The sequence below is a fragment of the Sphingomonas qomolangmaensis genome (assembly GCF_024496245.1).
GTDB classification, from domain to species: Bacteria; Pseudomonadota; Alphaproteobacteria; order Sphingomonadales; family Sphingomonadaceae; genus Sphingomonas; species Sphingomonas qomolangmaensis.
This window is the reverse complement of sequence record NZ_CP101740.1, coordinates 2283486-2296619: the sequence shown is the minus strand read 5'-3', so window position 1 is coordinate 2296619 and position 13134 is coordinate 2283486. Positions and strand designations below refer to the sequence as shown.

Below are 13134 nucleotides of genomic sequence, written 5' to 3'. Positions count from 1 at the left end.
AGCCGACCGGCTGTATTAATGACTCAACGACCTAGCCCGCAGTGCCGAACACCCGCGCGAAGATCGTGTCGACATGCTTGAAATGATAGCCGAGGTCGAACTTGGCCTCGATCTCTTCGACCGGCAGCGCGGCGGTGACTTCGGGGTCGGCCTTGAGCAGTTCGAGCAGCGACAATTCGCCGTCGCTTTCCCACACCTTCATCGCGTTGCGCTGGACGAGGCGGTACGAATCCTCGCGGCTGACGCCTGCCTGGGTGAGCGCGAGCAGGACGCGCTGCGAATGGACGAGGCCGCCCATGCGATCGAGATTCTTCTGCATCCGCACCGGGTATACGACCAGCTTTTCGATCACGCCGGTGAGGCGGGCGAGCGCGAAATCGAGGGTGATCGTCGCGTCGGGGCCGATATAGCGCTCGACCGACGAATGGCTGATGTCGCGCTCGTGCCACAAGGCGACATTCTCGAGCGCGGGGGTGACGTAGCCGCGGACCATGCGCGCGAGGCCGGTGAGGTTTTCGGTGAGCACCGGGTTGCGCTTGTGCGGCATCGCCGACGAGCCCTTTTGCCCGGGCGAGAAATATTCCTCGGCCTCCAAGACTTCGGTGCGCTGAAGGTGGCGGACTTCGGTGGCGAGGCGCTCGATCGAGCTGGCGATCACGCCCAGCGTCGCGAAGAACATCGCGTGGCGATCGCGCGGGATGACCTGGGTCGAGACCGGCTCGACGCTGAGGCCCATCTTGGCCGCGACATGCGCTTCGACCGCGGGGTCGATATTGGCGAAGGTGCCGACCGCGCCCGAAATCGCGCAGGTGGCGATGTCGGCACGCGCCGCGACCAGCCGTTCGCGATTACGCGCGAATTCGGCATAGGCCTGGGCGAGCTTGAGCCCGAAGGTGACGGGTTCGGCATGGATGCCGTGGCTGCGGCCGATCGTCGGGGTGAGCTTATGCTCGAGCGCGCGGGTCTTGATCGCCTCTAGCAGCGCATCGAGATCGGCGATCAGCAGATCGGCGGCGCGCGCGAGCTGGACCGCGAGGCAGGTGTCGAGCACGTCGGACGAGGTCATGCCCTGGTGCAGGTAGCGCGCCTGCGGGCCGACCTGTTCGGAGACCCAGGTGAGGAAGGCGATGACGTCGTGCTTGGTCACCGCCTCGATCGCGTCGATCGCGGCGACGTCGATCGGTGCCTGGCCGTCGGCAGAGGCCGCGCGCGCGGCGTTCCACCAATCCCACAGCGCCTGCGCGGCTTCGCGCGGAACGACGCCGAGATCGGCGAGCGCGTCGGTCGCGTGCGCCTCGATCTCGAACCAGACGCGGAAGCGCGCCTCGGGCGTCCAGAGGTCGGTCATGGCAGCGCGGGCGTAGCGAGGAACCAAGATATGTCCTTTCGAATGGCGAGTCGCGGCCGGGCATCGGCGGGGCCCGCGCAATGGCGCGAGCGCTAGCAAAGGGGGGGCGGGGGCGCAAACCGTGCGGCGGCTGCGTTTCGGGGTTGATCGCGCCCCTGCTGGCCGCCACATGCCAAGGATGCTGATCGAAACCGAAACCACCCCCAATCCCGCCACGCTGAAGTTCATGCCGGGCCGCACGGTGATGCCGTCGGGCACGCGCGACTTCGCCGATCCCGAGGATGCCGAGGCATCGCCGCTGGCGCAGGCGTTGTTCGACTTAGGGGACGTGACCGGGGTGTTCTTCGGATCGGACTTCGTGTCGGTCACCGCGGCGCCGGGTGTCGAATGGGTCGGGCTCAAGCCCGACGTGCTGGCGATCCTGCTCGACCATTTCGCGGGCGACATGCCGCTGTTCCGTGCAGGGACCGCGGGGGGCATTTCGGTGCCCGCCGAGAGTGGCGATTTCGGCGACAATCCCGAGGATGCCGATATCGTCGCGCAGATCCGCGAGCTGATCGAGACTCGCGTCCGTCCCGCGGTCGCCAACGACGGCGGCGACATCGTCTATCGCGGGTTCAACGAGGGCAAGGTGTATCTGCAGATGCAGGGGGCGTGCGCGGGATGCCCGTCGTCTTCGGCAACGCTGAAGAACGGGATCGAGCAATTGCTCAAATATTATGTTCCCGAAGTGACCGAAGTTCGCGCGGTCTGACACCCTATCCGAACGATCCGAAGGAATAACGATGGCCCAACCCCTCGACGCAGCGGCGCTCGATACGATCTTCCGCGCCGCGCGCACCTATAATGGCTTTACCGACGCGCCGTTCACGCAAGCCGACGCGCGCGCGATTTACGACCTGCTCAAGATGGGGCCGACCTCGGCGAACCAGCAGCCGTCGCGCTTCGTGTGGTGCCTCGACCAAGCATCGCGCGAAACGCTGGCGGCGTGCGCAAGCGACAGCAATGCCGACAAGATCCGCAAGGCGCCCGCCGCAGTGGTGATCGGCATGGACCAGGAATTCCACGAGCAGCTCCCGTGGTTGTTCCCGCATACCGACGCCAAGGCCTGGTTCGACGGCGATCCCGAAGGGCGCAAGCTGAGTGCGCTGCGCAACGGGTCGCTCCAAGGCGCCTATCTGATCATCGCCGCCCGCGCGCTCGGCTGGGACGTCGGGCCGATGTCGGGCTTCGATGCCGACAAGGTGAATGCCGCGTTCTTCGCCGACCAGCCGGCGGTGAAGGTCAACTTCATCGCGACCCTGGGCAAGGGCGATCCTTCGTCGATCTTCGACCGCGGCCCGCGGCCCGAATTCGACCAGTTCAACCGCGTCGCCTGACGCGCAGCAGGGCCGGCGGTTGCGCATCCTCGTCATCGAAACCGCCACCGCCGCCTGTTCGGTCGCGCTGTTGGAGGATGGCGAGGTGGCCTCGTCGCTGCACGAAGTCGTCGGGCGCGGCCATGCCGAGCGGCTGGTGCCGATGATCGGCGAAGTGGTGGGCGACACCGCGATCGACGCGATCCTGGTCGATTGCGGGCCGGGCAGCTTCACCGGCATCCGCGTCGGCATCGCGGCGGCGCGCGGGCTCGGCCTTGGCTGGGGCGTGCCGGTCAGCGGGTATAGCGCGCCCGCGGTGGTCGCGGCTGCCGCCTTCGCCGCCGAACCTTCGCGCGAAACGGTGGCGGTGGTGATGGAGGGCGGGCATGGCGAGGTCTTCGTCCAGCGCTTCGCCGCGCATCCCTTCGCCGTACTCGAGCGCTTCGCATCGCTCGCCCCCGATGCCGCGCTGGCGGCGGTGGGTGACGCCTATGTGGTGGGCGACGGCGCGCGCCGGCTGCTCGCGCTGGCGCCCGAGCTTCCCCATACGGTAGCGCTGCCCGATGCCGCGGCGGCACGGCTGCTGCCCGCGGCATTCACCGCGCTGGCGGCAACCCCGATCTATGGTCGCGGCCCCGACGCGCTGTCGATCGCCGAGCGCGCGGCGCGCGCGCGATGAGCTCGGTGTTCGCCGCGATCGAGCTTCGCCCCGGTGGGCCTGCCGATATGGGGATCGTGACCGCGCTGATGGCCGAGGCGTTCGACCCTGCCTATGGCGAAGCATGGACCGCGGGCCAGTGCCTGGGAATCCTGTCGCTGTCGGGGGTATGGCTGACGCTGGCGAGTATCGATGGTGCCCCCGCAGGCTTCGCGCTGGCCCGCAGCACGCTCGACGAAGCCGAATTACTGTTGCTGGCCACCACGCCGCAATGGCGCAGACGCGGGGTAGGCGGACAATTACTGCGATCGGTGATGCGCGATGCCGCAGCGCGCGGCGCATGCAAGCTTCATCTTGAAGTACGCGCGGGCAATGCAGCGATAGGCCTTTATCAACGTGAAGGTTTTTCGAAGACCGGCGAGCGCCGCAACTATTATCGCGGTCACGATGGGCGCGCGATCGATGCACATAGCTTCATGCGCTTACTGGACAACTTTGAACGCTGATGTTGATAATGCTTGCGGTTTGATGATCGAAGTACGATAGGGTGTTATTAGGAAAACCGAGCCCAACAGGGCCATAATTCTTGGGTAAGAAGGACGATCATGGATACGCAGATGGAATTGCAGGAAACTCTCATCACTTTGACTGCGGATATTGTCGCAGCGCACGTCAGCAACAACAGCGTGGCGGTGTCGGATCTGCCGGTGCTGATCTCGAACGTGCATGGCGCGCTGACGGGATTGGGCGATCCGGTGATCGAGCCCGAAGTGAAGCAGGAACCAGCGGTTTCGGTGCGTTCGTCGATCAAGCCCGACTACATCGTCTGCCTTGAAGACGGCAAGAAGCTGAAGATGCTCAAGCGCCACCTGATGACGCATTATCAGATGACCCCCGAGCAATATCGCGCCAAGTGGAACCTGCCCGCCGACTATCCGATGGTCGCGCCGAACTATGCCGAGCAGCGCCGCACGCTCGCCAAGAAGATCGGCCTGGGCACGAAGCGCCGCAAGCGCGTCTGAGCCTTCGCGCTTACCGCATGTCGACAGGGGCCCGGGGCATCATGCTTCCGGGCCCTTTCGTTTGCCAAGTCCCTTCGTTTGCCAAGTCTCTTCGTTTGCGAGTCGTTCGCGGCGCTGCTGCCCTTCCCTCGCGCGCCGGTTGCGATTACATCGCGCTCATGCCCCGTAAGATCGATCTAGAAGCCCTGTGCCACGAAAAGGGCCTGCGCATCACCGAGCAGCGCCGCGTGATCGCCCGGGTGCTGTCCGAAGCCGAAGACCATCCCGATGTCGAGAAGGTGTATTTCCGCGCCTCGGCGATCGACCCCGGCATCTCGATCGCCACCGTGTATCGGACGGTGCGGCTGTTCGAAGAGGCGGGTATTCTCGACCGGCATGATTTCGGCGATGGCCGCGCGCGCTACGAGCCCGCACCCGAGGCGCATCACGACCATCTGATCGACGTCGAGAGCGGCCGGGTGATCGAGTTCGTCGATCCCGAGCTCGAACTGCTGCAAAAGCAGATCGCCGAGCGGCTGGGCTTCCGGCTGGTCGACCATCGGATGGAATTGTACGGGGTCTCGCTCGAGCGCAACGGCTAGGTGTGACGGAGCCAATCGACGCGCGGCGCGAGGCAGCGGCGGGGCGTCCGCCGCGCGTCGGCGCGATCGGGTGGGTTCGGCTGTGGTCGCGTGTGGCGATGATGGTGCTGGCGGCGCTGGTGACGGTGCCGCTGCATTATCTGTGGCGGCTCTTCCGGTTGCATTCGCCCTGGCCGCGCATTTTCCTTGGCAGTGTCGGACGGATCAGCGGCGCGCGGGTGTCGCGCGTCGGCACCCCGCTCAAGCGTAACGTGTTCTATGTCGCCAATCATCTGTCGTGGATCGACATCCTGGCGATCGGTGGCACCAGCGGATCGGCGTTCGTCGCCAAGCGCGAGATCGGCGCGTCGCCGATCGTCGGCTGGCTCTCGACGCTAAACCGCACGGTGTTCGTCAGCCGCGAGGACCGGCTGGGGGTTGCCGATCAGATCAACCAATTGCGCGACACGATTGCCGAGAATTGGGCGATCACGGTGTTCCCTGAGGGGACGACCACCGACGGGCGATCGTTGCTGCCGTTCAAGACGCCGATGCTCAAGGTGCTCGAGCCTCCGCCGGCGGGGGTGCGGGTGCAGCCGGTGCTGATGGATTTCGGCGCGGTGGGCGAGGAGATTGCGTGGATCGGCGCCGAAAGTGGGCGCGACAATGCGATCCGGGTGCTGAGTCGCGCGGGAAGCTTTCCGGTGCGGGTGCATTATCTCGAGCCCTTTTGCCCGAGCGCGATTTCGGGGCGCAAGGCGATCGCGGCGGAGAGCCGGCGGCGGCTGACCGAGGCGCTCGAGGGGGTGTTGGGCGAGCCGCTGCGGCCGTTCGTCGGGCATGAGGTGCTGGGGGCGGGGTGAGGCAACAGCCCCTCCCGTTTCCGCTTGCGAGGTGATAGAGGCCCGCCATGAACTCCCCGCGCACCTTCCACGTCAAATCCTTCGGCTGCCAGATGAACGTCTATGACGGCGAGCGGATGGGCGAGCTGATGACCGCGCAGGGGATGACCGCGACCGAGGATGCGAGCGCCGCCGACCTGGTGGTGCTCAACACCTGCCACATCCGCGAGAAGGCGACCGACCGGGTCTATTCGGACATTGGCCGGCTGCGCAAGGACGCGCGCGCGCTGGGGCGCGCGCCGATGATCGCGGTGGCGGGCTGCGTCGCGCAAGCCGAGGGCGCCGAGATCGTGCGCCGCGCCAAGGTGGACGTCGTGGTGGGGCCGCAGGCGTATCACAATCTGCCCGCGCTGGTGGCGCAGGCGGCGGCGGGGATGCCTGCGCTCGACACCGACATGCCGATCGCGAGCAAGTTCGGCGCTTTGCCCGCGCGGCGGCGGGTGGGGCCGAGCGCGTTCCTGACGGTGCAGGAAGGCTGCGACAAATTCTGCACCTATTGCGTGGTGCCCTATACCCGCGGGGCCGAAGTGAGCCGGCCGTTCGAGGCGATCGTCGAGGAGGCGCGCGCGCTGGTCGATGCCGGGGCGCGCGAGATCACCTTGCTGGGGCAGAACGTCAATGGCTGGCGCGATGGCGCCGATCTACAGTCGGGGGCGCGCGGGCTCGAGCTGCTGATCGCCGCGCTCGATGCGCTGCCGGGGCTGGCGCGGATCCGCTACATGACCAGCCACCCCAACGACATGACGCAGGGGCTGATCGACGCGCATCGCGACATCGAGAAGCTGATGCCGTTCCTGCATTTGCCGGTGCAGGCAGGCAGCGACCGGGTGCTCAAGGCGATGAATCGCGCGCACACCGCCGACGGCTATTTGCGGCTGCTCGACAAGGTGCGCGCAAGCCGGCCCGACATCGCATTGTCGGGCGATTTCATCGTCGGCTTTCCGGGCGAGACCGAGGCCGAGTTCGTCGAGACGCTGAAGCTGGTCGAGGCGGTGGGCTATGCGCAGGCGTTCAGCTTCAAATATTCGCCGCGTCCGGGGACGCCCGCCGCCGACATGGCAGGCGCGGTGCCGGCGGAGGTGATGGACGAGCGGCTGCAACGGCTACAGGCGGCGATCAACCGCGACCAGGCGGCGTTCAATGCCGCGACGCTGGGCGCGCGGTGCAGCGTGCTGATCGATCGCAAGGGGAAATTGCCGGGGCAAATGCTGGGCAAATCGCCCTGGCTGCAATCGGTGCATCTGATCACCGACGCCGCGGTAGGCGATCTGGTCGAGGTCGATATCGTTCGCGCCGATCCCAATTCGCTCGCCGGGCAGGAGCGGGTGCGGGTGGCGGCTTAGCTTATCCGGGGTTGGCGAGAAGGCTGATCCCTCTCCATTCGTTTCGAGCGAAGTCGAGAAACGGGGCTTGGCGCTACATCGCGGTTTCTCGACTTCGCTCGAAACGAACGGGGGGCATGCAGCAGATAGGGGTGGGGTAGGACACCGGCGCTTGCGGGAAACTTTCCCTGTCCTACATTCGCTTGGTCTGCCACAATCGAGGTGCGATGCAGCCCGTCCTACCCGCCGCCCCCGCGCCGCTTTGCCCGAACGTGCGGCAGGCCGGCGGCATCGGTACATCCTTCGCACCCCGCCACCTTGCCCCCTTTGGCACCCCCGAAAGGATTGCATGAGCCGTAAGCCAGTCCCCGCCCGCGCGGGCGACAAGTCGCGTATCGAGCTGACGTTCGACCGGCCCGAATTGCTGCCGCAATTGTTCGGCGAATACGACACCCATCTGGTGGCGCTCGAAAACCGGCTGGGGGTGTATATCACCGCGCGCGGCGATCGGGTGGTGGTCGAAGGCAGTGCCGAGGCGGTAGCGCTGGCGCGCGACGCGCTGCAGGCGCTGCACGCGCGGCTGTTGCAGGGGCAGGCGGTCGATCCCGGCTTGGTCGATGCGGTGATCGCGATGGCGAGCGAGCCGACGCTCGACGGCATCATCCGCCGCGATCCTTCGGCACCGCCGCCGATCATGATCCGCACGCGCAAGAAGACGATCGTCCCGCGATCGGCCGCGCAGACCTATTATATGAGCCAGCTCGTCTCGAACGACATCATCTTCGCGCTGGGGCCGGCGGGGACGGGCAAGACCTATATCGCGGTGGCGCAGGCCGTCGCGCAGCTCATCACCGGCAATGTCCAGCGGCTGATCCTGTCACGCCCCGCGGTCGAGGCGGGCGAGAAACTGGGGTTCCTGCCCGGCGACATGAAGGACAAGGTCGATCCGTATCTGCGGCCGCTCTACGATGCGCTCAACGATTGCCTGCCCGCCGAACAGGTCGAGCGGCGGATCGCGAGCGGCGAGATCGAGATCGCGCCGATCGCCTTCATGCGCGGGCGCACGCTGGCCGATGCCTTCGTGATCCTTGACGAAGCGCAGAATACGACGCCGGCGCAGATGAAGATGTTCCTGACTCGCTTCGGCCAGAACAGCCGGATGGTGGTGTGCGGCGATCCGCGCCAGACCGATCTTCCCGGCGGCATGAACGCATCGGGGCTGAACGACGCGGTTGAACGGCTCGAAGGCGTCGACGGGCTGTCGATCGTCCGCTTCACCAGCGCCGATGTGGTGCGCCACCCGATCGTCGGGCGGATCGTCGATGCCTATGAGGGGCAGGAAGCTTGATGGCGGGGATATCCTAAACTATATTCGGGATATCCCAGGAGCCTGTTGGCATGGCGGCATTGTATATCAAGGATAGTCGGGTGGCCGAACGCGCAGCGCAATTCGCGCATCGGCTGGGTACGACCAAGACCGAGGCGATCAGCCGCGCGCTCGACGCGCTCGAGGCCGATTTGGCGAAGGGGAAGGATGCGCAGCCGGGCTTTGCCGAGCGGATCGCACGCTGGCGGCTCGAGCATCCGCCACTGCCGCCGACGGGGCTAGCCGCCGACAAGGACTATGCCGATTGGCTTTCGGGCGAGGAAGACGTGGTTGATCCTTTTCGTTGACGCATCGGCGTTGGTGGCCATTTTGGCACCCGAGCCCGACCACGAGGCGTTCGAAGCCCAAATCGGACAGGCATCGCGGCTTCTGTACTCGCCGGTAGTGGCATGGGAGAGCTTGGTGACGCTGCGGCGGGGCCATGCGGTTTCCGAACCAGTTGCGCGCGCACGTCTCGACAGCTTTTTGCAGACCTTCGGTTTCGAGATGGTGAGCATCGCAGAACGCGAAAGCCGGATCGCGCTCGATGCGTATAGTCGCTATGGCAAGGGTCAGCATCCCGCCCGCCTCAACATGGGTGACTGTTTCGCCTATGCCTGTGCCAAGACCAACGATGCGCGCCTGCTCTACAAGGGGAATGACTTTGCCCAGACCGATCTCGCCTGATGCTTGACGTCGCCGTCCATGCCGAGCCCGATTGGGGCAGCGATACCGACTGGCAGGCGCTGGCCGAGCGCGCGGTTGCCGCCGCGCTCGAGCGGACGCCGCAGGCCGGATGGGCGACCGCGTCGGTGGTGATCGAGGTGGCGATCCGGCTGACCTCGGACGACGAAGTCCACACGCTCAACCGCCAATATCGCCAGAAGGACAAATCGACCAACGTCCTGTCCTTCCCGATGATCCAGCCCGACCTGCTCGACACCGTCACGCAGAACAGCGACGATGGCGAGGTGCTGCTGGGCGATATCGTGCTGGCGCACGGGGTGTGCGCCGCCGAGGCGCAGGAACGAAATATCGGCGTCGCGGATCATGCGACGCATCTGATTGTTCATGGGTGCCTGCATTTGCTAGGCTATGACCATCAGGGCGATGCCGAGGCGGACGGGATGGAGGCGATCGAACGCCTGGCACTCGACCAACTCGGTTTGCACGACCCCTATCCCGTCACGGAGGATTGAAGACCGACCATGCAAGAAGGTTCCAGTAGCAGCGCCGCGACCGGCGACGGTCGTGGCGACGCAAGCGGGATTTGGCGCGGGCTGCGCGCCTTTCTGTTCGGCGACGAGAATCACGAGACGCTGCGCGAGCGGATCGAGGAAGTCATTACCGCGCACGAGGACGAGGCCGAAAAGCCGATCTCGGGCGATCTGTCGCCGGTCGAGCGGCAGATGGTGCGCAACCTGCTGCATTTCGGCGAGCGCGACGCGGGAGATTGCGGGGTGCCGCGCGCCGATATCGTCGCGGTCGAGGAAAAGATCGCCTTTGCCGATCTGGTCCAGTGCTTCGCGACCGAGGGGCATAGCCGGCTGCTGGTGTATCGCGAGCATCTCGATCAGGTGATCGGGATGGTGCACATCAAGGACGTGTTCAACATCCTGGCGACCGGCGCTGCGCCGCCCGCGACGCTGACCGAATTGCTGCGCCAGCCCCTGTTCGTGCCGCAATCGATGGGGGCGATCGACCTGTTGCTGCAGATGCAGTCGAGCCGCACCCATCTGGCGGTGGTGCTCGACGAATATTCGGGCACCGAAGGGCTGATCACGATCGAGGACCTGATCGAGGAGATCGTCGGCGAGATCGAAGACGAGCATGACGACGCACCGCACGCGCTGCTCGAACCGATCGACGGCGGCGCATGGGAAGCCGATGCGCGCGCCGAGCTCGAAGAGGTCGCCAAGCTGATCGACCCGCGACTGGGCGAGGTCGAGGAGGATATCGAGACGCTGGGCGGGCTCGCTTTCGTGCTCGCGGGGCATGTGCCCGCGGCGGGCGAGATGCTGGCGCATGAAAGCGGCTGGACGCTCGAGATCGTCGAGGCCGATTCGCGCAGGGTGAGCAAGCTGCGGCTGCATCCGCCCGCGCGCGCGGTGATCGACGACGACGCATAGGCCCGAGGCTTTTCGCCTTGGCGCTTCCCTGCCGCCGGCCTATCTGGACGCCATGCGCAAAAAACTGCTGATCGCCCTTGGGGTGCTCGTCGTCCTCGCCTTGGCCGTGTGGTTCCTGTTCCTGCGGCCCGACGTGGCGCAATTGCCCAACGACGCGGTGATGGGCACCGCGCCGCAGATCAGCGAACCGCGCGAGCAGACCTTCCCGACGATCGGCATCGCCAAGCCGGTGGGCTGGGAGGGCGGCAAGCCCGTCGCGGCGGCGGGGATGCAGGTCAATGCCTTTGCCGGCGACCTCGATCATCCGCGCTGGATGTATCGGCTCGACAATGGCGACGTGCTGGTGGCCGAGACCAATTCGCCGCCGCGCGAGGGCGGCGGGATCACCGCGAAGATCATGGGCTTCCTGATGGCGCGTGCGGGCGCCGGCGTGCCTTCGGCCAACCGGATCACCCTGTTGCGCGACGCGAACCGCGATGGCGTCGCCGAGCAGCGTTCGGTGCTGCTGAGCGGGCTCAATTCGCCTTTCGGCATGGTGGTGCAGGGTGACTGGCTCTACGTCGCCAACACCGATGCGCTGGTGCGCTTCCCCTTCCGGATGGGGCAGACCAAGATCGATGCGCCGGCAGAGAAGATCGTCGCCCTTCCCGGCGGCGGCAATCATTGGGCGCGCAACGTCATTGCCAGCCCCGATGGCGAGAAGCTGTTCGTCTCGGTGGGGTCGGCGAGCAACATCGCCGAGAACGGGCTGGCGGTGGAGAAGAACCGCGCGACGATCCTCGAGGTCGATCCGCAGGCGAAGCGGCTCCGCATCTATGCGGCCGGCCTGCGCAACCCGGTGGGGATGGCGATCAACCCGGTGACGCAGGCGCTGTGGACCGTCGTCAACGAGCGCGACATGCTGGGATCGGACCTGCCGCCCGATTATCTGACGCAGGTCGAGTTCGGCGGCTTCTATGGTTGGCCCTACAGCTATTGGGGCGGCTATACCGACACCCGCGTGTCGCCCGGCCGGCCTGATCTGCGCGAATATACGCGCCGGCCCGATTATGCGCTGGGCGCGCATACCGCGTCGCTGGGATTGGCCTTTGCCGATGAAGTGCAGCTGGGGCAGCGCTTCTCGCGCGGCGCGTTCATCGGCCAGCACGGATCGTGGAACCGCGAGCCGCCGGCGGGGTACAAGGTCGTGTTCGTGCCGTTCGGTGCCAATGGCTATCCGGTGGCGGGCAGCAAGCCGATCGACGTGCTGACCGGCTTCCTCAACGCGGACGACCAGGCGCGCGGTCGACCGGTGGGGGTGATCGGCGACCGCACCGGCGCGCTTTTGGTGGCCGACGATGTCGGCAACGTGATCTGGCGCGTCAGCCCGGCGGGTCAGTCGGCGAAGCACTGAGCCGCCGTCGTATAGCGATCCTCGGGGATGAAGGCTTCGTCGGCGGGCTGGAGCGCGTCGGCGGCGCTCGCCGACTGCAGCTCGGCGCCGGCGTCGGGGGGCAGATAGCCCTCCATATAGCCGCTGGTGGGCTCGCCCGCTGCGAAGCTGCCCAGCGCGACGCCCGCGGGAATGCCGATCGCGAACGCCGGCAGCGTGAGCAACGCAAGCCAGCGTAACGATCGCAGCATCGGCAGTCCCCTTTTTCGCTGCCGCCTGTATCGCTTGGAACGTCGATCGGTTCCCTTGGGTTGGGTGTGGGCTATTTGAGCAACCCCGGGCCGTCCTTGGCGAGCTTCGAGCGCAATTTGTCGGCGAACAGCGCAAGCATCGGTGGCAGGTCGATCGTCGCGCGGACGCGGCCTTCGAGCAACTCGACGCGGCTGGCGACGCGCTGGCCTAGCGCCGAGACGGTGAAGGTCATCGTGCGGTCGTCCTCCCAGCGATGATCGACCACCGATCCGCCGGGGAACATCCCCGCCAGCTTGGTGATGCCGCCGTCCATCTTGGCGCGGACATCGGCCTGGGTGAGCGAATGGGGGATGTCGACGGTAACGGGATCGGTCATGGATATTGGCCTTTCAGCTGGCGAACAACATCGCGTCATCGGCGAACGCCTTGAACTCCAATGCGTTGCCGCTGGGATCGCGAAAGAACATCGTCGCCTGTTCGCCGGGCTGTCCCTGGAAGCGGATATGCGGCGCGATGCCGAAGGCGATGCCCGCCGCGGCGACGCGATCGGCGAGCGCCTGCCAATCGTCCATCGTCAGCACGACGCCGAAATGCGGGACCGGGACGGCATGGCCGTCGACGGGGTTGGTGACTTCGGCGGCGCGGGCGTCGGGCGACAGATGCGCGACGATCTGGTGGCCGGCAAAGTCGAAGTCGATCCAGTGGTCGCTCGATCGCCCCTCGGCACAGCCGAGCACATCGCGATAGAAAGCGCGCGCGGCGGCGAGGTCGTGGACGGGGAAGGCGAGATGGAACGGGCGAAGCGTGGTCATACGCGCGACGATGCCACAGCCCGAGGCCCGGCG

18 protein-coding genes are annotated in these 13134 nt (G+C 66.4%); 14 read left to right on the top strand and 4 right to left on the bottom strand.

What is annotated here, in order from left to right:
- Window positions 1-31: 31 nt before the first annotated feature.
- Complete coding sequence (purB, locus tag NMP03_RS10870; protein ID WP_256505411.1) at window positions 32-1375, bottom strand: adenylosuccinate lyase; 1344 nt, start codon at window positions 1373-1375, stop codon at window positions 32-34.
- A gap of 151 nt (window positions 1376-1526) precedes the next feature.
- Here purB and NMP03_RS10865 point away from each other — a divergent pair, with 151 nt between their 5' ends.
- The 14 genes from NMP03_RS10865 to NMP03_RS10800 all read left to right on the top strand — a co-directional run bounded on the left by NMP03_RS10865 (window position 1527) and on the right by NMP03_RS10800 (window position 12058).
- On the top strand, window positions 1527-2102 hold the full coding sequence (locus NMP03_RS10865; protein WP_256505409.1) for a NifU family protein: 576 nt from the start codon (window positions 1527-1529) through the stop codon (window positions 2100-2102).
- 31 nt (window positions 2103-2133) lie between these two features.
- Window positions 2134-2727 (top strand): malonic semialdehyde reductase, encoded by a 594-nt coding sequence (locus tag NMP03_RS10860; RefSeq protein ID WP_256505408.1) that lies wholly within the window; start codon window positions 2134-2136, stop codon window positions 2725-2727.
- A 19-nt stretch (window positions 2728-2746) separates the two neighbouring features.
- On the top strand, window positions 2747-3385 hold the full coding sequence (gene tsaB, locus NMP03_RS10855) for a tRNA (adenosine(37)-N6)-threonylcarbamoyltransferase complex dimerization subunit type 1 TsaB (RefSeq protein ID WP_256505406.1): 639 nt from the start codon (window positions 2747-2749) through the stop codon (window positions 3383-3385).
- A gap of 47 nt (window positions 3386-3432) precedes the next feature.
- On the top strand, window positions 3433-3870 hold the full coding sequence (locus NMP03_RS10850; protein WP_256505404.1) for a GNAT family N-acetyltransferase: 438 nt from the start codon (window positions 3433-3435) through the stop codon (window positions 3868-3870).
- Window positions 3871-3969: 99 nt separating this feature from the next.
- Window positions 3970-4386 (top strand): MucR family transcriptional regulator, encoded by a 417-nt coding sequence (locus NMP03_RS10845; protein WP_256505403.1) that lies wholly within the window; start codon window positions 3970-3972, stop codon window positions 4384-4386.
- A 158-nt stretch (window positions 4387-4544) separates the two neighbouring features.
- Window positions 4545-4967, top strand: coding sequence for a Fur family transcriptional regulator (locus NMP03_RS10840; protein WP_256505402.1), 423 nt, complete (start codon window positions 4545-4547; stop codon window positions 4965-4967).
- A 2-nt stretch (window positions 4968-4969) separates the two neighbouring features.
- The gene (locus tag NMP03_RS10835) at window positions 4970-5809 is read left to right on the top strand and encodes a lysophospholipid acyltransferase family protein (RefSeq protein WP_256505401.1); all 840 of its coding nucleotides are present in this window, start codon (window positions 4970-4972) and stop codon (window positions 5807-5809) included.
- Window positions 5810-5856: 47 nt separating this feature from the next.
- Window positions 5857-7191 carry a tRNA (N6-isopentenyl adenosine(37)-C2)-methylthiotransferase MiaB gene (gene miaB / locus NMP03_RS10830; RefSeq protein WP_256505400.1) on the top strand — a complete coding sequence of 445 codons (1335 nt, stop codon included), beginning with the start codon at window positions 5857-5859 and terminating at the stop codon, window positions 7189-7191.
- Between the two features lie 328 nt (window positions 7192-7519).
- The gene (locus NMP03_RS10825; protein WP_256505399.1) at window positions 7520-8518 is read left to right on the top strand and encodes a PhoH family protein; all 999 of its coding nucleotides are present in this window, start codon (window positions 7520-7522) and stop codon (window positions 8516-8518) included.
- A 50-nt stretch (window positions 8519-8568) separates the two neighbouring features.
- On the top strand, window positions 8569-8844 hold the full coding sequence (locus NMP03_RS10820) for a type II toxin-antitoxin system VapB family antitoxin (RefSeq protein WP_256505397.1): 276 nt from the start codon (window positions 8569-8571) through the stop codon (window positions 8842-8844).
- Entirely contained in the window at window positions 8828-9223 is a 396-nt protein-coding gene (locus tag NMP03_RS10815) for a type II toxin-antitoxin system VapC family toxin (protein WP_256505396.1), read from the top strand. Before NMP03_RS10820 ends, NMP03_RS10815 begins: the two co-directional genes overlap by 17 nt.
- Window positions 9223-9735 (top strand): rRNA maturation RNase YbeY, encoded by a 513-nt coding sequence (ybeY, locus tag NMP03_RS10810; protein WP_256505394.1) that lies wholly within the window; start codon window positions 9223-9225, stop codon window positions 9733-9735. Before NMP03_RS10815 ends, ybeY begins: the two co-directional genes overlap by 1 nt.
- A 9-nt stretch (window positions 9736-9744) precedes the next feature.
- The gene (locus NMP03_RS10805; protein WP_256505391.1) at window positions 9745-10665 is read left to right on the top strand and encodes a hemolysin family protein; all 921 of its coding nucleotides are present in this window, start codon (window positions 9745-9747) and stop codon (window positions 10663-10665) included.
- Window positions 10666-10717: 52 nt separating this feature from the next.
- Window positions 10718-12058 carry a PQQ-dependent sugar dehydrogenase gene (locus NMP03_RS10800; protein ID WP_256505389.1) on the top strand — a complete coding sequence of 447 codons (1341 nt, stop codon included), beginning with the start codon at window positions 10718-10720 and terminating at the stop codon, window positions 12056-12058.
- Here the strand turns inward: NMP03_RS10800 and NMP03_RS10795 are convergent.
- The 3 genes from NMP03_RS10795 to NMP03_RS10785 form a co-directional block, all read right to left on the bottom strand.
- Window positions 12040-12288, bottom strand: coding sequence for a hypothetical protein (locus tag NMP03_RS10795; RefSeq protein WP_256505388.1), 249 nt, complete (start codon window positions 12286-12288; stop codon window positions 12040-12042). The genes NMP03_RS10800 and NMP03_RS10795 overlap by 19 nt on opposite strands.
- Before the next feature lie 71 nt (window positions 12289-12359).
- Window positions 12360-12665 (bottom strand): polyhydroxyalkanoic acid system family protein, encoded by a 306-nt coding sequence (locus tag NMP03_RS10790; RefSeq protein ID WP_256505387.1) that lies wholly within the window; start codon window positions 12663-12665, stop codon window positions 12360-12362.
- A 13-nt stretch (window positions 12666-12678) separates the two neighbouring features.
- Window positions 12679-13101, bottom strand: a complete 423-nt coding sequence (locus NMP03_RS10785; RefSeq protein WP_256505386.1) for a VOC family protein — start codon at window positions 13099-13101, stop codon at window positions 12679-12681.
- Window positions 13102-13134: the final 33 nt, after the last annotated feature.